Source organism: Plantactinospora endophytica (assembly GCF_016862915.1).
Taxonomy (GTDB): Bacteria; Actinomycetota; Actinomycetes; order Mycobacteriales; family Micromonosporaceae; genus Plantactinospora; species Plantactinospora endophytica.
Map to the genome: position 1 here is coordinate 142638 of NZ_BONW01000042.1, position 17171 is coordinate 159808.

The following is a 17171-nucleotide window of genomic DNA, read 5'->3' on the forward strand; positions in this document are numbered from 1 at the left end:
CTCGGCTGATCCGTCCGCTGGCCGGTTACCCCCGGTGCCGGCCAGCGGCACCGCCGCCCGGAACGGGTGGCGGACGGCCCGGAGGGCTGCCCCTCGGCAAGGCGGCCCTCCGGGCACCGAACCCCCGCTAGCTAGGAGCTTCCATGCGCAGACGTCTCCTCACCGGCGTGGCCGCGGCCCTCGCCGCCGGTCTCGCCCTGGCCGCCGGGGTCACGGCGGTGGCACCGGAACCGGCCGAGGCCGCCCCGCTGACCCGGGTACTGGTCTTCTCCAAGACCGCCGGCTTCCGGCACTCCGCCATCGCACCCGGGATCGCCGCGATCCGGCAACTCGGCACCGCCAACGGCTTCACCGTGACCGCCACCGAGGACGCGGCGGCGTTCAGCACCGGCAACCTCGGCCAGTACCAGGCGGTGGTCTTCCTGAACACCACCGGCGACGTACTCAACGCCAGCCAGCAGACCGCGTTCCAGTCGTACATCGCGGGCGGTGGCGGGTACGTCGGGGTGCACGCCGCCGCCGACACCGAGTACGACTGGGCCTGGTACGGCGGGCTGGTCGGGGCGTACTTCGCCTCGCACCCGGCGACCCAGCAGGCCCGGATCAGGGTCGAGGACCGGGGCAACGTCTCCACCTCGCACCTGCCGGCAACCTGGACCCGCACCGACGAGTGGTACAACTACCGGACCAACCCCCGGTCCCAGGTGAAGGTGCTGGCCAGCCTGGACGAGTCGTCGTACAGCGGCGGGTCGATGGGTGGCGACCATCCGATCACCTGGTGCCAGAACTACGGCGGCGGACGGTCCTGGTACACCGGACTCGGGCACACCGACGAGTCGTACTCGGATCCGAACTTCACCCGGATGCTGCTCGGTGGCCTGCGGATCGCGGCGGGGGCCGCGCCGGCCGACTGCCGGCCGGAGACCGGCTACACCGCGATCTTCGACGGCACCCAGGCCACCTTCGGGCAGTGGCGGCAGGCCGGGCCGGGCGGGTTCACCCTGGCCGACGGCACGCTGACCTCGTTCGGCGGGATGGGGCTGCTCTGGTTCCCGGTCCGCACCTACGCCAACTACTCGCTCAAGGTCGACTGGATGATGCCGGGCGACGACAACGGCGGCGTCTTCATCGGCTTCCCCGACCCGGCCGGTGACCCGTGGCGGCCGGTCGACGCCGGCCACGAGATCCAGATCGACGCCACCGACGCCGACCCGTCCCGGACCACCGGCAGTGTCTACAGCTTCTCCGCGCCGAACGCCACGATCCGCAACGCCGCGCTGAACCCGCCCGGCTCGTGGAACACGTACGAGATCGGCGTACACGGCCAGCGGGTCGAGGTCTGGCTCAACGGCGTCAAGGTGAACGACTACACCAGCACCCGGAACATCGCCAACGGCTACATCGGACTCCAGAACGACGGCGCCGGGCTGGACATCAACTACCGCAACGTCCGGATCAAGACCGACGGGCCGACCCAGCCGCCCGCGACCGACCTGGCCCGGGGCAAGTCCGTCACCGCCACCAGCGTCGAGCCGGGCAGCCCGCACGTGGCGGCGAACGCGGTCGACGGCAACTCCGGTACCCGCTGGGGCAGCGCGTACTCCGACCCGCAGTCGATCACAGTCGACCTCGGCGCGGCGTACCCGCTGAACCGGGTGCGGCTGAACTGGGAGACCGCGTACGGGCGGGCGTACCAGATCCAGGTCTCGCCGAACAACTCCACCTGGACCCAGGTCTACGCGACGACCACCGGTGACGGCGGCGTCGACGACGTGCCGATCTCGGCCAACGGCCGGTACGTCCGGATCACCGGTACCCAGCGGGCCACCCAGTGGGGCTACTCGCTCTGGGACCTGAACGTCTACGGCGGCTGACCCCGCCACTCCCCTCGTCCCCACCACGCGTGGGCCGCGTCCCGCGATCCGGGGCGCGGCCCACGCACCCCCGCCACCAGAAGGAAGGTCCCCGTGACACCGCACCCCACCAGACGACGGCCGTGGTCGTTGGCGACCGCGACCGTCGCCACCGCCGCGGCGGTCTTCGCCGCGCTGCCGATGGCGGCGGCCCAGGCCGACCCGGTCCCCGCCGCCGACTACCAGCAGGTCACCCTCGCCACCGGCTCGGCCGAGATCGGCGAGGCGATGTCCCTGGCCGTGCTGCCGAACCGGTCGGTGGTGCACACCGCCCGCAACGGCACCGTCCGGGTCACCGACGCGGCCGGCAACACCAAGGTCGCCGGCAACATCCCGGTCTACACCCACGACGAGGAGGGGTTGCAGGGCGTCGCCGCCGACCCGAACTTCGCCAGCAACCGCTTCGTCTACCTCTACTACTCGCCGCCGCTGAGCACCCCGGCCGGGGACGCCCCGACCACCGGCACCGCCGCCGACTTCGAGCGGTGGAAGGGGCACCTGCGGCTGTCCCGGTTCACCATGAACGCCGACGACACGCTCAACATGGGCAGCGAGCGGGTGGTCCTCCAGGTGCCGAACGACCGGGGGCAGTGCTGCCACGTCGGCGGCGACATCGACTTCGACGCCGCCGGCAACCTGTACCTGTCGACCGGTGACGACACCAACCCGTTCGAGTCGAACTCGTACACCCCGATCGACGAGCGGACCAACCGGAACCCGCAGTTCGACGCGCAGCGCTCCTCCGGCAACACCAACGACCTGCGCGGCAAGGTGCTCCGGATCAAGCCGCAGGCCGATGGCACGTACACCGTGCCGTCCGGCAACATGTTCGCGCCGGGCACCGCCGGAACGCGGCCGGAGATCTACGCGATGGGCTTCCGGAACCCGTTCCGGATGAGCGTCGACAAGGCGACCGGGATCGTCTACCTCGGTGACTACGGGCCGGACGCGGGCGTCGGCGACGCCAACCGGGGTCCGGGCGGACAGGTCGAGTTCAACCGGATCACCGGGCCGGGCAACTACGGCTGGCCGTACTGCACCGGCACGAACACCACGTCGGAGACGTACAACGAGTACACCTTCCCGTCCGGGCCGTCGCAGGCGAAGTACAACTGCGCGGGCGGGCCGACCAACAACTCGTTCCGGAACACCGGCCTGACCACCCTGCCGGCCGCCAAGCCGAGCTGGATCAAGTACGGCGACGCCGGCTCGCCACCCGAGTTCGGCGGCGGTTCCGAGTCGCCGATGGGCGGCCCCGTCTACCGGTACGACGCCAACCTCAACTCCAGCATCAAGTTCCCGGCCTCGCTCAACGGCCGCTTCTTCGCCGGTGAGTACGGCCGGCGCTGGATCAAGGCGATCGCGGTCAACGCCGACGGCTCGCCCGGGGAGATCAGTGACTTCCCGTGGCGGGGTACCCAGGTGATGGACCAGGCGTTCGGCCCGGACGGCGCGCTCTACGTGCTCGACTACGGCACCGGCTCGGGCAACCAGGCGCTGTACCGGATCGAGTACATCGGCGGCGGCAACCGCAGCCCGATCGCGGTGGCGAACGCCAACCGCACCTCCGGACCGAGCCCGCTGACCATCAACTTCTCCTCGGCCGGCAGCTCCGACCCGGAGGGCGGGGCGCTGAGCTACCTGTGGACGTTCGGCGACGGTACGACGTCGACGGCGGCGAACCCGACGAAGACGTACACCACGAACGGGCGGTACACGCCGACGTTGCGGGTCACCGACCCGGCCGGGCTGACCGCCACCGCCAGCCTGGTGGTCACGGTCGGCAACACGGCGCCGACGATCAACCTGACCGTGCCCGGCAACGGTGCGCTGTTCAGCTTCGGCGACACCGTCCCGTACCAGGTGACGGTGAGCGACCCGGAGGACGGCACCATCGACTGTGCCCGGGTCCGGGTCGGGTACGCCCTCGGGCACGACAGCCACGCCCACGACATCACCTCGAAGACCGGCTGCTCCGGAACCATCGCCGTGCCGGTGGACGGTGAGCACGACGCCGCCGCGAACATCTACGGCGTCTTCATCGCCAGCTACACCGACAACGGCGGCCTGACCTCGCAGAGCAGCCGGACGCTGCAACCGAGGCACCGCCAGGGTGAGCACTTCGGCGCCCAGTCCGGCGGGGTGCAGACCGCCGCGCACGCCGCCGCCGAGGGCGGTGCGACGGCCGGGTTCATCGACAACAACGACTGGATTTCCTACCAGCCGTACCAGCTCGGCAACGCCACCCGGTTCACCGCGCGGGTCTCCTCCGGCGGCCCCGGCGGCACCATCGAGGTCCGGGCCGGCTCGGCCACCGGAACCCTGCTCGGCACCGTCGCGGTGGCGAACACCGGTAGCTGGGACACCTTCACCAACGTCGCGACCAACCTGACCAACCAACCGTCCGGGACGACCACGCTCTTCCTGGTCTTCAAGGGCGGCGCCGGCAACCTCTTCGACGTGGACTCGTTCACCTTCGCCACCGGCACCACCGGCGGCACCGGGACGGGCCTGCGGGCGGGGGCGAACAACCAGTTCGTCAGCGCCGTCGGCGCCAGCCCGCTGATCGCCAACAAGGCGACCATCGGCACCACCGAACAGTTCGACCTGGTCGACCTGGGCGGCGGCAACGTGGCGCTGCGGGCGCGGAGCACCGGAATGTACGTCTGCGCCGAGAACGCCGGGGCGAACCCGCTGGTCGCCAACCGGGCGTCGGCCGGCTCGTGGGAGACGTTCGCGCTGGTCCGCAACTCGGACGGCACGATCAGCCTGCGGGCCACCGTGAACAACATGTACGTCGCCGCCGACAACGCCGGGGCGAACCCGCTGATCGCCAACCGGACCGCGATCGGTCCGTGGGAGAAGTTCACCACCGTCACCGGCTGAGCACCGCCGGGCCGGGCCGGTGCAGTCGGCGTCCCCCGACCGCATCGCCCGGTCCGGCGTCACTACGGAGGTAATGCCATGTACTCGAAAACACGCTGGCTGCGGAGCGTCGCCGCCACCCTGCTGCTGGCGGCCGGGCTCACCGCACCGGCCGCCTCGGCGGCAGCCGCCGCGCCGCCGGGCACCGAAGCGCCGATCGCGGCGGCGGCACCGCCGCAGACCGCCGACAACGTGCACATCTTCTACTACTCCTGGTACGGCAACCCGGCCCATTCCGGCAGCTACCGGCACTGGCAGCAGGGCGGGCACACCCCGCCGCAGGACATCGGCGCCAACTTCTACCCGACGCTGGGGGCGTACGACTCCGGTGACCCGGCGGCGGTGCGGCAGCACATGGCCTGGATCAGCCGGGCCGGCGTGGGCGTGGTCGTGCACAGTTGGTGGGGGCAGGGCTCCTTCGAGGACAACCTGACTCCGGTGGTACTGGACGCCGCCGCCGAACACGGCCTCAAGGTCGCCTGGCACATGGAGCCGTACACCGGGCGGACCGCCGCCTCGACCGTCGCCGACATCAACTACATCCACAACCGGTACGGCGGCCACCCGGCCTTCTACCGGGACGCCGCGCACGGCAACCGGTCGGCGTTCTACGTCTTCGAGAGCCTGCGGATCACCGACTGGACCCCGTTGGAGCAGGTCAAGGGGAACAGCATCGTGCTGGCCCAGACCACCGACACCACGAAGGTCGCGCACTTCGGCGGGATGTACACCTACGACGGCATCGCCGGGGCGACCGCGCCCGGCTGGGCCAACGCCAGCGCCTTCTGCAAGGCCAACGGCCTGGTCTGGGCACCCTCGGTGGCACCGGGCTACCTGGACGACCGGGCGGTACCCGGCAACACCACCCCGACCGTGGACCGGGCCAACGGCGCGGCGTACGACCGGCAGTGGGGCAACGCGCTGAACGCGGCGAACGGCTCGCCGACCTGGGTCTCCATCACCTCGTTCAACGAGTGGCACGAGGGTTCCACGATCGAGCCGGCCCGCAGCAGCCCGCCGGCCGGACACGGCTACCTGACCTACTCCGGCGCGTACGGGCAGACCGGCACCGCCGCCGAGACCGCGTACCTGGACCGGACCCGGTACTGGGTGCGCCAGTTCAACCCGGCCGTCGGCCCGGGGACGGGACCGGATCCCAACCCGGTTCGGCCGGTGAGCCTGCGCGCCCACGCCAACGGCCGGTACGTCACCGCCGGCACCGCCCCGCTGATCGCCAGCCGGACCGCGATCGGTACGGCGGAACAGTTCGACCTGGTGGAACTCGGCGGCGGCAACGTCGCGCTGCGCGCCCGCGCCAACGGCCAGTACGTCGCCGCCGAGAACGCCGGGGCCGCGCCGCTGGTCGCCAACCGGGCGACGGTCGGCGGCTGGGAGACGTTCGCGCTGGTCCGCAACGGTGACGGCAGCGTGAGCCTGCGCGCCCTGGTGAACAACCGGTACGTGGTCGCCGAGAACGCCGGGGCCGCACCGCTGGTCGCCAACCGCACCGGGATCGGCCCGTGGGAGCGGTTCGACCTGGTCGGCGGCTGACCGGCCACGGCGGGTGGCCCCGGCCAGGGCCACCCGCCGTGCCCCGGCCGGCGGTTCCGCCGCCGGGCTGGGTTTGAGTACCGGCCGGCGCGACCCGAGCCGACACAGATCCGCACCCTCGGCCGCGACGGCCCCCTCGACCTCGTTCGGGTCCGTGGTCACGGACTCCGGCGGCTGGTCGGGCAGGCATGTCAAGGCCGGCCGATACTCCTTCCGCTGTCGGATGACGGCGGGGCACCGGGCGACGGACGACCTTGCGACGCTTCTTCGCGTCACCATAGCGTCACCGACAGACATCGATCCCTCGGCTACCGGCAGCCGGGCACGGCACGGCGTCCCGGCATCCGCCCGGCCGGGGTAGTTGCGTCGGAAGGACAAGCATGGCAAGTACCCCTCCGCGTGCCCGTCGTACGTCGATCGGCGCGAGCCTGGCGGTGGCGGTCGCCACCCTGCTGGCCGTCCTGAGCCCGAGTCCCGCCTCCGCCGCCGTCGTCTTCGCCGACGGCTTCGAGAACCCGGTCATCTTCAACGACTTCACGACCTTCGCCGCCGGCCAGCAACTGGGCCCGTGGACGGTCGCCGCCGGCACCGTCGACCTGACCCGCGACTGGCAGCACGCGGAGGGCAACCAGTCCCTCGACCTCAACGGCTACAGCCCGGGCGCGGTCGCCCGAAGCCTGCCGACGACCGTGCTCACCACCTACCGGGTGCGCTTCGCCCTGGCCGGCAACCCCGACAACGGCCCCGTCGTCACCAGCGGCACGGTGACCGCCAACGGCCAGACCATCGACGACCTCACCTTCGACACCACCGGCCAGAGCCCGTCCGACATGGGCTACGTGTACCGGACGGCGTACTTCACCAACGTGCTCTCCCACTCCACCACCCTCCGGTTCACCAGCACCACACCAGGCGCGTTCGGTCCGGTCGTCGACGCCGTACGCGTCGAGAGCTGCCTGCTCGTCGTCTGTCCCGCGAGCGCGACGAGGACCGCGATCCGGATCTCCTGACGGTCGTACGGTGGGCCGCCCCGCCGCCGTTCCGCCGGGGCGGCCCGCTCGCCCGATGGCGTACGGGGCGGGCAACGGGTAGAAACATGTCAACCTTCTTCGTTCGGCGGCGGGTACCGCCGGTCGGGTGAGAGAGCGCTCTCTGACCCGCCGGGGCACTCCGCCGCCGTCCGTGAGAGGCGACCCCACCCCGTCGCTGCGACCGGAGCCGCCGCTCCGGCCAGCGGAAAGGACGGACGAACCGCATGACGACCTCCTCCCCCGGCCTCCGGCGGCGCTCCCCGCGCCGGACGCTCCGCCGGGCGCTCGTGCTCGGCCTCGTACTGGTCACCGCCAGCACCGCGACGAGCGCACCCGCCAGCGCCACCGGCCCGTCCCGGCACGGTACGCAGGACCTCGGGCGCAACGTCACCGTCTTCGACCCGAGCATGCCGGTCACCGAGATCCAGGCGACCCTCGACGCGACCCACGCCCGACAGGTCGGCAACGAGATGGGCACCGACCGGTACGCCTACCTCTTCAAGCCCGGCACCTACGGCAGCGCCGAGCAGCCACTACAGATAAAGGTCGGCTACTACACCGAGGTCTCCGGGCTCGGTGCCTCCCCCACCGACGTCGTCATCAACGGCAAGGTCGAGGTCTACAACCGCTGCCTCGAAGGCGGCGGTACCGGCAACTGCATCGCCCTGGTCAACTTCTGGCGTACCCTCTCCAACCTGTCGATCAACATCATCGCGACGGGCCAGGACGGCTGCCGGGCCTCGGCGAACTTCTGGGCGGTCTCGCAGGCGGTCTCGCTGCGCCGGCTGAACATCGGCGGCGGCGGACTGTCCCTGATGGACTACTGCACCGCCGGCCCGCAGTACGCCAGCGGCGGCTTCATCGCCGACTCCCGACTGCCGGCCACCACCAACGGCTCCCAGCAGCAGTGGCTGACCCGCAACAGCGAGGTCGCGAGCTGGTCAAACGCGGTGTGGAACCAGGTCTTCGCCGGCGTGGTCGGCGCACCCGACGACGCCGAGTTCCCGAACCCGCCGTACACCACGCTGGAGAGCACGCCGCTCAGCCGGGAGAAGCCGTACCTCTTCGTCGACGCGTCGGGGAAGTACCAGGTCCGGGTGCCGGCCGTACGCCGGGACACCCGGGGCATCACCTGGGGCGACGGCATCACGCCCGGCCGGACCATCCCGTTGCGGGACTTCTTCGTCGCCAAGCCGTCCGATTCGGTACACGTGATCAACCGCGAGTTGGCACGCGGCCGGCACCTGCTGCTCACCCCCGGCGTCTACGACGTCGCCCGCAGCATCGAGGTCAAGCGTCCCGACACGGTGGTGCTCGGCATCGGGCACGCCACCCTCACCGCCGTGAACGGCGCCACCCCGCTGGACGTCGCCGGAGTACCCGGCGTGGTGGTGGCCGGCGTCACCGTCGACGCCGGACTGCGCGAGTCGCCGGTGCTGCTCCGGGTCGGCGACCGGCACGGCCGCGACCACAGCACCCCGGCCAACCCGATCACGCTCTCCGACGTGTACTTCCGGGTCGGCGGCCCGCACATCGGCAAGACGCACATCGCGCTGGAAGTGAACAGCGACCACGTCCTCATCGACCACACCTGGGTCTGGCGCGGCGACCACGGTGTCGAGGGCTTCACCGAAGGAGTCAACGGCGACACCGACCGCTGGCGGACCAACACCGGACGCTACGGCGCCGTCATCAACGGCGATCACGTCACCGCGACCGGGCTGTTCGTCGAGCACTTCCAGCGCTACAACACCGTCTGGAACGGCGAGGACGGCACCACCATCCTCTACCAGAACGAACTGCCGTACGACCCGCCGACCCAGGCCGACTGGATGAACGGCGACGTCGAGGGCTGGGCCGGCTACAAGGTCGGCGACCGGGTGAAGCGACACACCCTGCACGGCGGCGGTGTCTACGTCTTCAACCAGAACAACCCGACGATCCACACCGAGAACGGCTTCGAGGTGCCGGAGACGCCCGGCGTCAAACTGCACCACATCATGACCGTCAACCTCAGCGCCGGCATCATCGACCACGTGGTCAACGGCGTCGGCGAGGCGGCCGACACGACCCGGATCGGCGCACCCGTCTACCTGACCGAATACCCGGCCCCGTAGTCGGACAGCGGCACACCGGGCGGCGGTCGGTCGCGGTACGGACCAGGCCGACCGCCGCCCCGCACCGTGCGGCGCGGTCAGCGACAACGACAACGACAACGACAACGACAGCGACAACGGCAGCGGGCGGAGCGTCGCCGACCCGGAGCACGCTCGGCTGACCGCGACGACGACGGGGCGGCTTCGGTGAGGTCGAACCAACGCGCGGTGCGCCGGTCGGCTCAGGCTGGAAGAGTCCGGCGGAGCAGCGCCGCCAGCTCGGCCGGGCGGGTCACCGGCGCGAGATGTACCGAATCGGTCCGCAGCACCTGCCAGCCGAGCCGGTCGGCGGTGGTCGCGTCGTCGTCGTATGCCGCGCTCAGCCGCAGGTACACCTGTGCTGCGTGATCGGGCACGGTGGCCGTCGGTGCCGGCTCGGTCAGCAGGCCGAGCGGCGTGGCCACGAGTTCGGCACGGAAGCGCCGTCCGGGCGGTCCCGACGGCAACTCCCGGTCGAGTGCCCCGGCCGGGAACCAGGTGTCCCACGGAGGCAGCAGGCCGTCCGTGGCCAGCCCGCGCAGCCGGTCGGCCCGGTGCTCGTCGAGCGAGTCGAGCCAGCTCCGACCCGGATGCGGCAGCCGGGCGTCCACGAAGACCACGGCGGCGACCCGTGCACCGAGTACCTCGGCGACCGCCGGAAGCAGCGGACCGGCGGCGCTGTGTCCCAACAGCACGACCGGCCGGTCCGGATGGTCGCCGGCCGCCGACAGCACCACGTCGCGGAGCCCGGTGTAGTAGGGCGGGCGCCGGATCAGGGCCGGCCGCAGATCGGGTACGACGACGGCGTACCCCGCCCCGCCCAGCAGCGCGGCGGTCGGTGTCCAGCCAGCCGGCCCGAGCAGCGGGCTGTGCACGAACACCAGCGGGTACCCGGTCATCGGCGGCCACCTCCGGCGGTCAGGATCGCACGCACCGGCCCGGCCGGCACTACCTCCGCGCCGGTCCCCGGTACGGCAGCGTCTGCCGGTAGACCACGCTGGTGGTGGTACTGCCGAATTGGGCCAGGTCGTCGACGACCTGCTCAAGATGACCCATGTCGTCGGCGGTGACCTTCAGCAGGTAACAGTCCTCCCCGGTGGTCCGCAGGCACTCCAGGATCTCCGGGCGGCCGTCGAGCAGCCGGTGCAGCGGCTCGTGCCGACTGCCGGGATACTTCAGCCGGACCACCGCGAGCACCGGATAGCCGACCTTGGCCAGGTCGACCTCGGCCCGGTAGCCGGTGATCACGCCGGTCTGCTCCAGCCGTCTGACCCGCTCGGTCGTCGCGGACGCGCTGAGGTTGACCCGCCGGCCCAGCTCGGTGAGCGGGACCCGGCCGTCCCGTTGCAGTTCGGCCAGGATGGCCCAGTCGGTCGGATCAAGGTCCTCGGCCACCCGGCCACACTACCGGCAGATCCACGGCGCCTGTCCGACTACGCCGGCAGAAACTCCTTCCTGCCGCCGCACCTCACTGGCTAGGTTCTCCGGATGCGAATAGGTGTCAACGTGCCCAACTTCGGGCCGGGGACGGATCCCGACCTACTGCGCCGATGGGCGCAGACGGTGGAGGGACTCGGCTTCGACCTGCTGATGGTCTCCGACCACGTGGTGGTGACCCCGGACGTCGCCGAGCAGTATCCGGCGCCGTTCTACGAGCCGTTCACCACCCTCGCCTGGCTGGCCGGGATCACCAGTCGGGTCCGGCTCGGCACGACGGTGCTGATCGTGCCGTACCGGCATCCGCTGCTGGTCGCCCGGATGGCCGCCAACCTCGACCGACTCAGCGGGGGCCGGCTGGTCCTCGGCGTCGGCGTCGGCTGGGCCCGGCAGGAGTTCGCCGCCCTCGGCGTACCGTTCGAGCGGCGCGGCCGGCTCACCGACGAGTACCTGGCGACGATCCGGGCGGCCTGGGCCGACGACCGGGACCTTCGTGCCGGCCACATTCCGATGTGGGTCGGCGGCAACAGTGACGCCGGCATGCACCGGGCGGTACGCCTCGGCGAGGCATGGCATCCGCTCCGGTTCCGCCTCGACTGGTTCGCCGACGCGGTGCGGCGGTTGAAGGCCATCGCCGACCAACAGGGACGGCCGGTCCCCGCCCTGGCGCCCCGGATCGTGCTGCGGATCACCGACACACCGCTGGTCGGGCCGGACCGGCTGGCCGGCGAGGGCAGCCTCGACCAGGTGCTCGACGACCTGGAGACGCTCCGCCTGCTCGGCGCCGAGACCGTCGTGCTGGACCCGTTCGGCGGAGATCCGGCCGAGACGCTGACCCCACAGGTGGCCTGGCAGGCACTGGCCACCGTCGCCGCCGCCCGGCGGCATCCCGACACCGACCGGACGGAGAACCCGTGACATCCGACGACGAACGCCTGCTGCGCCGGGCCATCGCACTCGCCGCCGAGGCGCGGGCGGCCGGCAACCCGCCCTTCGGCTCGCTGCTGGTCGGCCCCGACGGCACGGTACTGGCCGAGGAGCGGAACACCACCATCACCGACCGGGACATCTCGGCGCATCCGGAGCAGAAGCTGGCCCGGTGGGCGGCCCGGGAACTCGCGCCGGAGATCGTGGCGAAAACCGTGCTCTACACCAGTTGCCAGCCCTGCGAGATGTGCACCGGGGCGATCGACCGCGCCGGCCTCGGCCGGGTGGTGTACGCGCTTTCCGGCGCCCAGCTGGGCACCCTGAAGCCCTCCGGCGGCTTCCCGCCGGTGCCGCAGGACGGTCCGGCGCTCTTCGACGAGGCCCAGGCTCCGGTGGCCGGCTACTACCACTGAGCCCGGCGGTACGACACCGCCACCCGCCCGCCCCGGCGGCAACTCCCCTGTCCGCCGCCGGGGCGGTCACGCATCCGGCCCCCGACAGACCACGGCCGATCGCAGAAGATCGCCGGGTGGCGATGTTGGCCGAAACGCCGTCCGGGCGGGCGACACGGACATGCCACCGCCGAGGTGACATACCCGAGGAATAGACTCGGAGAAATCCTTGCGGGGGAGGCAGGGAATGCGTTTCGGCATCCTCGGACCGCTGGAGATCCACTCGGCCCACGGGCCCGTGCGGATCGGTTCCCACCGGCAGCGGGCACTGCTCGCCACCCTGCTCGTCCACCCGGCCGAGGCGGTCGGGGTCGACGAACTGGTGGAGGCCATCTGGGGCCCGGACGGGCCGGAGAACCCCCGCGCCGCCGTACACACCTGCGTGACCCGGCTGCGCCGAAGCCTCGACAGGGCCGGCGACGAACCGGTCCGGATCGAGCGTCAGATGGCCGGCTACCGGCTCGCGGTCGACCCGGAGGACGTCGACCTCGGCCGGTTCGAGACAGCGCTGCGGCGGGCCGAGGCGGCCCGGGAGGCCGTCGATCCGGCGACCGAGGTGGCGGCGCTGCGGGCGGCCCTCGGCCTGTGGCGGGGCGAGCCGCTAATCGACGTGGGCTCGGACTTCCTGGACCGCGAGGTCGTACCCCGGCTGGTCGAGCTGCGGTTGGCGGCGCTGGAGCGGCGCATCGACCTCGACCTGCGGGCGCCGGGCGACCAGTCGGCGGTGGTCGCCGAGTTGCACGGACTGACCGGCCGGCATCCGTTGCGGGAACGCTTCTGGGTGCAGCTCATGCGCGGGCTGGCGGCGAGTGGCCGGCGGGGCGAGGCGTTCGCCGTCTACCGCGAGGTCCGACGGCGGCTCCGCGAGGAGTTGGGGGTCGACCCCGGCGAGGAGGTGCAACAGGTCCACCTCGCACTGTTGCGCGGCGACCCGGCGCCCGCCGACGACGCCACTCCGGCGGCCCCGGCCGCTCCACCGTGGACGGTCTCCTGTCAGTTGCCGCTGGACGTCCGCGACTTCGTCGGTCGGGACACCGAACTCAAGCAACTCCTCGACGAGCTGCGGCAGCCCTCGGGCGGCGGGCCGGCGGTCGTGATGATCAGCGGACCGCCGGGGGTGGGCAAGTCGGCGCTCGGGATCCGGGCCGCCCACCAGGCATCCGCCGACTTCCCCGACGGCCAGTGGTATGTCCGGCTGCACGGGGCAGGGCCGGACCGCCGGGACGCCGCACACGTACTCGCGGAACTCTTGCGCACCGCCGGGGTGAACCCGGCCGGCCTGCCGGACGGGACGGACGAGCGCGCCGCACTGCTGCGCTCCCGACTCGCGGACCGTCGGGTGCTGCTGCTGCTCGACGACGCCGCCGACGCCGCGCAGGTGGCTCCGCTGCTGCCCGGCCGGCCCGGCAGTGCCGTGCTGCTCACCAGCCGGTCGGACCTCGGCGGGATGACCGCGCTGTACGGTGCTCGCCGGCTCCAGCTCGGCCTGCTCGTCCCGGACGAGGCGCACCAGTTGCTCCGCCGGATCGTCGGGCCGGACCAGCTCGACGCGCGGGAGGCGGCCGAGCTGGCCGATCTGTGCGGCCGGTTGCCGCTGGCACTGCGGATCGTCGCGGCGAACCTGGCCGGGCGGCCGTCGCTCGACCCCGCGCGATACGTCCGGCAACTGGCCGCCGGGGACCGGCTGGCGAAACTCACCGCCGACGGCGACCAGAGCCTGACCGTACGCTCGGCGTTCGACCTCTCCTACGCCGGCTCGGACGAGGCACAGCGACGGGCGTTCCGGCTGTTGGGGCTGGTGCCCGGGCCGGACGTGTCGGTGCCGGGCGCGGCGGCGCTGTTCGGGCTCGACGAGGAACACGCCGGTCGGCTGCTCGACCAGCTCGCTGCGGCGAACCTGGTGGAGCGGCACACCATGGAGCGGTTCCGCCTGCACGACCTGCTCCGGCTCTACGCCGCCGACCGGGCCGGCGTCGACGATCCGGCGGAGGAACAGGCCGCCGCGCTGCGCCGCCTCTTCGACTGGTATCTACACGGCGCCAACGACGCGACGATCCGGTGCTATCCGATGATGTACCCGGCCGATCCGCCCGCGCCGCCGCCCGGCCTGCGGACACCGGTGCACGACTCCGACCGGGCGGCGCTGGACTGGCTCGACGCCGAGCGGGCCGGCATCTGCTCCGCCGTCCAGCACGCCGCGCTGCACGGCCCCACGGAATACTCCTGGCTGCTCACCTACGCGGTACGGCCGGACATGCTGCTCCGCTACCACCTGGCCGAACTGGACGCGGCGAGCGGGGCCGCGTTGGACGCCGCCCGTCGTACGGCGGACGAGCGGGCCGAGGCGATGATGCTGCTGACCCGGGGCACGCTGGCGTTGGTCACCAACCGGTTCCAGGAGGCGCTCAGCCATCTCGCCGCCGCACAACCGCTGGCCGAGGCCCACCAGCAGGCCGAGTTGGCCGCCAGCATCGCCAACATCTGGGGCCTGGTCCACCTCAACCTCGGTGAGCTGGCGCCGGCCGCCGCGCAGTTCGACCGTTCGCTGCGCTGGGTCGACGTGATCGGCGAGTCGGCTCGGGTACGCACCATCTCGACCCTGATCAACCTCGGCGTCGCCCGGCTCGAACTCGCCGAGCTGGACCGGGCACGGACCTACTTCTCCCGCGCGCTCGAACTGGCCGAGACGCACGGGGCGCTGTTCAGCGCGGCGACCGCGCTGGTCAACCTGGCCGGGGTGGAGTTGGAGCTGGGCAACCTGGACAGCGCGCTGGCCCTCTTCGAGGACTCGCTGGGCAGATACCAGCAGTGCGGGGCACGCCCCGAGGAGGCGATCGCGCGGCAGGGCCTGGCGACGGTACACCGGGACGCGGGGCGCTACGACCGGGCCGAGGAGCAGGGCCGGCTCGCCGTCGAGCTGACCGAGCAGATCGGACACCGGCGGTACGCCGCCGACTCGCTGGCCACCCTCGCCTCGGTCTACCTGGCGACCGACCGGCCGGCGCTGGCGCTGGCGCACTACGCGCGCGGTCACGACCTCGCGGTCGAGCTGGGCTATCCCCGGGTCGAGATCGAGTCGTTGGCCGCGCTCGCCCTGTTGGAGGCCGTCGACCCCGATACACCGGGACCGGCCGTTATGGAGCCGGCATCCGCCCGGCCCGACGCGGTGACCCGGGCGAGGGCGGCTGGGCTGCGGCTGATGGAGGCGAAGGCGCTGGTGCTGCGGAGCCGACTGCGGCTGCGGCAGGGCCGGGGCGACGAGGCGGCCGACGACGCCGAGCTGGCGCTGCGCCTGCACCGCGAGTCCGGCTGCCGGCTCGGCCAGGCGCAGGCGCTGGTCCTGCTCGGCGAGATCACCACCGCCCGGGGGCGCCCGGAGGCGACCGGGTACTGGCGGGAGGCGGCCGACCTGTTCACCGGGATCGGTTCGCCGTTCGCCGCGCAGGCCCACGCCCTGCTCGCCCGGCACGCCCCCGACCCGGCTTGACCGCCGTCCCGGGCACCTCGCTCAGCCCGACCCGGCCGCCCGGGCGCGACGGTGCGCGTCCTCCGCGCTGCCCATCGTCTCCAGCGCGATCTCGATCAGCGCCGCCCGCCGTTCCCGCTCCTCGCCGAGCCCGTCCACCAGCAGGTCACCGACGTGCAGACAGCAGACGGCCAGGACCCGGCGAAGTTGTACGCCCAGCGGCTCGTCCGGCGCGACGAGCAGATCCAGTGCCCGCCGCATCCGGGCGGCCAACCGCTGCCCGCCGGGCAGTGCGTCGACGACACTCCGGTTGCGTGCGACGAACCGGCTGATCTGCGCCTGCCGGCCGGACTGGTACAGGCCGGTGGCGTAGCGCTGGACGAACTCCCGGTGCATCCGTACCGGGTCCGGCTCACGCTCCGCCCATTCGATCAACTCGTCGAGGGCGTCGATCCGCTCTTCGAGGAGGCTGTCGACGATGTCCTCCTTGGCCGGGAAGTGGTAGTAGAGCGCCGCCTTGGTCACGCCGAGCCGGTCGGCGACCTCGCGCAGCGAGGTCCGGTCGTAGCCCTCGCTGACGAAGAGGTCGAGCGCGACGTCCTGGATCCGGGCCCGGGTGTCACCGGCGCGCAGCGGCCCACGCCGGCCGGCCGCTCCTGGTCCACCGGCCGCTCCGGTCGCTGCCGGTTCGGCGGTCATTCCGCGGTCGTTCCGGGTCATTCCGCGGTCACGTAGCCGAGGGCGGCGCGGACCAGCTCGGCGAGGGACCGCTCCGGGTGGTCGGTCCAGTGCGAGGTGGCCGCGCGCAGTGCGTGCAGGAACGTCCCGGCGAGCACCCGGGCCCGCAGCGGGCTCTCCGGCTCCGCCGGCAGCCGACGGGCGATCTCGGCGGTGAACTCCTGCTCCACGGTGCCGTACGCGGCGATCTGGTGGGCGGCCAGGCTCGGATGGCTGCGGATCAGCCGCCGCTGGGCCAGCCACAGCGGGTCGACGTCCTCGCTCTCCCGGGCGTGTTCCTCGGCGGCCCGGGTGAGTGCGGTCCAGGGCGGGGTGTCGAGCGGCTGGGCGTGCACCAGCTCCAGCAGCCGGCGAATCCGCACCAGATCTGCGTGGAAGAGCGCTTCCTCCTTGTTTGCGAAGTAGTTCGAGAACGTCCGGCGGGAGACGTCGGCGGCGTCGGCGATCGCCTCCACGGTCACCCGGTCGGGCCCCTGCTCGGCGGCGAGTTGGAGTGCCGCCCGGTGCAGTGCCTCACGCGTCGCGGCCTTCTTGCGCTCCCGCCGCCCCACCGTCTCATCCATCGGGACCAGCCTACGTGGCGGTGACTCATTTCT

At 72.3% G+C, this 17171-nt stretch carries 12 protein-coding genes; 8 read left to right on the forward strand and 4 right to left on the reverse strand.

Annotated features, from left to right (window positions below; all coding sequences use genetic code 11):
- Nucleotides 1–143: 143 nt before the first annotated feature.
- The 5 genes from Pen02_RS35575 (at nucleotide 144) to Pen02_RS35595 (ending at nucleotide 9537) form a co-directional block, all read left to right on the forward strand.
- Nucleotides 144–1874 (forward strand): ThuA domain-containing protein, encoded by a 1731-nt coding sequence (locus tag Pen02_RS35575; RefSeq protein WP_203870580.1) that lies wholly within the window; start codon nucleotides 144–146, stop codon nucleotides 1872–1874.
- Between the two features lie 180 nt (nucleotides 1875–2054).
- Complete coding sequence (locus Pen02_RS35580; RefSeq protein ID WP_203870679.1) at nucleotides 2055–4799, forward strand: PQQ-dependent sugar dehydrogenase; 2745 nt, start codon at nucleotides 2055–2057, stop codon at nucleotides 4797–4799.
- 78 nt (nucleotides 4800–4877) lie between these two features.
- Complete coding sequence (locus Pen02_RS35585) at nucleotides 4878–6389, forward strand: glycoside hydrolase family 99 protein (RefSeq protein ID WP_203870581.1); 1512 nt, start codon at nucleotides 4878–4880, stop codon at nucleotides 6387–6389.
- A 380-nt stretch (nucleotides 6390–6769) separates the two neighbouring features.
- Entirely contained in the window at nucleotides 6770–7399 is a 630-nt protein-coding gene (locus tag Pen02_RS35590; protein WP_203870582.1) for a DUF642 domain-containing protein, read from the forward strand.
- A 245-nt stretch (nucleotides 7400–7644) separates the two neighbouring features.
- On the forward strand, nucleotides 7645–9537 hold the full coding sequence (locus Pen02_RS35595) for a pectate lyase-like domain-containing protein (protein ID WP_203870583.1): 1893 nt from the start codon (nucleotides 7645–7647) through the stop codon (nucleotides 9535–9537).
- A 221-nt stretch (nucleotides 9538–9758) separates the two neighbouring features.
- Here the strand turns inward: Pen02_RS35595 and Pen02_RS35600 are convergent, their stop codons facing one another.
- Nucleotides 9759–10454, reverse strand: a complete 696-nt coding sequence (locus Pen02_RS35600) for an alpha/beta hydrolase (RefSeq protein WP_203870584.1) — start codon at nucleotides 10452–10454, stop codon at nucleotides 9759–9761.
- Between the two features lie 49 nt (nucleotides 10455–10503).
- Entirely contained in the window at nucleotides 10504–10950 is a 447-nt protein-coding gene (locus Pen02_RS35605; protein WP_203870585.1) for an Lrp/AsnC family transcriptional regulator, read from the reverse strand.
- 93 nt (nucleotides 10951–11043) lie between these two features.
- On the opposite strand from Pen02_RS35605, the gene Pen02_RS35610 reads away from it, so the two are divergent.
- The 3 genes from Pen02_RS35610 to Pen02_RS35620 all read left to right on the forward strand — a co-directional run bounded on the left by Pen02_RS35610 (nucleotide 11044) and on the right by Pen02_RS35620 (nucleotide 15858).
- On the forward strand, nucleotides 11044–11910 hold the full coding sequence (locus Pen02_RS35610) for an LLM class flavin-dependent oxidoreductase (RefSeq protein WP_203870586.1): 867 nt from the start codon (nucleotides 11044–11046) through the stop codon (nucleotides 11908–11910).
- On the forward strand, nucleotides 11907–12332 hold the full coding sequence (locus Pen02_RS35615; protein WP_203870587.1) for a nucleoside deaminase: 426 nt from the start codon (nucleotides 11907–11909) through the stop codon (nucleotides 12330–12332). The genes Pen02_RS35610 and Pen02_RS35615 overlap by 4 nt, the downstream gene beginning before the upstream one ends.
- A gap of 226 nt (nucleotides 12333–12558) precedes the next feature.
- Nucleotides 12559–15858: an AfsR/SARP family transcriptional regulator gene (locus Pen02_RS35620; protein ID WP_203870588.1), complete on the forward strand. Its 3300-nt coding sequence runs from the start codon at nucleotides 12559–12561 to the stop codon at nucleotides 15856–15858.
- A 21-nt stretch (nucleotides 15859–15879) separates the two neighbouring features.
- On the opposite strand, the gene Pen02_RS35625 is transcribed toward Pen02_RS35620, so the two are convergent.
- Both Pen02_RS35625 and Pen02_RS35630 read right to left on the reverse strand, forming a co-directional pair.
- On the reverse strand, nucleotides 15880–16536 hold the full coding sequence (locus Pen02_RS35625; RefSeq protein WP_203870589.1) for a TetR/AcrR family transcriptional regulator: 657 nt from the start codon (nucleotides 16534–16536) through the stop codon (nucleotides 15880–15882).
- Between the two features lie 17 nt (nucleotides 16537–16553).
- A complete protein-coding gene (locus Pen02_RS35630; RefSeq protein WP_203870590.1) occupies nucleotides 16554–17138 on the reverse strand; it encodes a TetR/AcrR family transcriptional regulator in 585 nt (194 codons plus the stop codon).
- Nucleotides 17139–17171 lie beyond the last annotated feature (33 nt).

What these genes read in the sequence shown, in the direction of transcription:
- Pen02_RS35620 (WP_203870588.1), top strand. Translation starts at nt 12,559, where the DNA reads ATGCGTTTCGGCATCCTCGGACCGCTGGAGATCCACTCGGCCCACGGG.
- Pen02_RS35595 (WP_203870583.1), top strand. Translation starts at nt 7,645, where the DNA reads ATGACGACCTCCTCCCCCGGCCTCCGGCGGCGCTCCCCGCGCCGGACG.
- Pen02_RS35590 (WP_203870582.1), top strand. Translation starts at nt 6,770, where the DNA reads ATGGCAAGTACCCCTCCGCGTGCCCGTCGTACGTCGATCGGCGCGAGC.
- Pen02_RS35600 (WP_203870584.1), bottom strand. Translation starts at nt 10,454, where the DNA reads ATGACCGGGTACCCGCTGGTGTTCGTGCACAGCCCGCTGCTCGGGCCG.
- Pen02_RS35575 (WP_203870580.1), top strand. Translation starts at nt 144, where the DNA reads ATGCGCAGACGTCTCCTCACCGGCGTGGCCGCGGCCCTCGCCGCCGGT.
- Pen02_RS35585 (WP_203870581.1), top strand. Translation starts at nt 4,878, where the DNA reads ATGTACTCGAAAACACGCTGGCTGCGGAGCGTCGCCGCCACCCTGCTG.
- Pen02_RS35580 (WP_203870679.1), top strand. Translation starts at nt 2,055, where the DNA reads ATGGCGGCGGCCCAGGCCGACCCGGTCCCCGCCGCCGACTACCAGCAG.
- Pen02_RS35625 (WP_203870589.1), bottom strand. Translation starts at nt 16,536, where the DNA reads ATGACCGCCGAACCGGCAGCGACCGGAGCGGCCGGTGGACCAGGAGCG.
- Pen02_RS35610 (WP_203870586.1), top strand. Translation starts at nt 11,044, where the DNA reads ATGCGAATAGGTGTCAACGTGCCCAACTTCGGGCCGGGGACGGATCCC.
- Pen02_RS35630 (WP_203870590.1), bottom strand. Translation starts at nt 17,138, where the DNA reads ATGGATGAGACGGTGGGGCGGCGGGAGCGCAAGAAGGCCGCGACGCGT.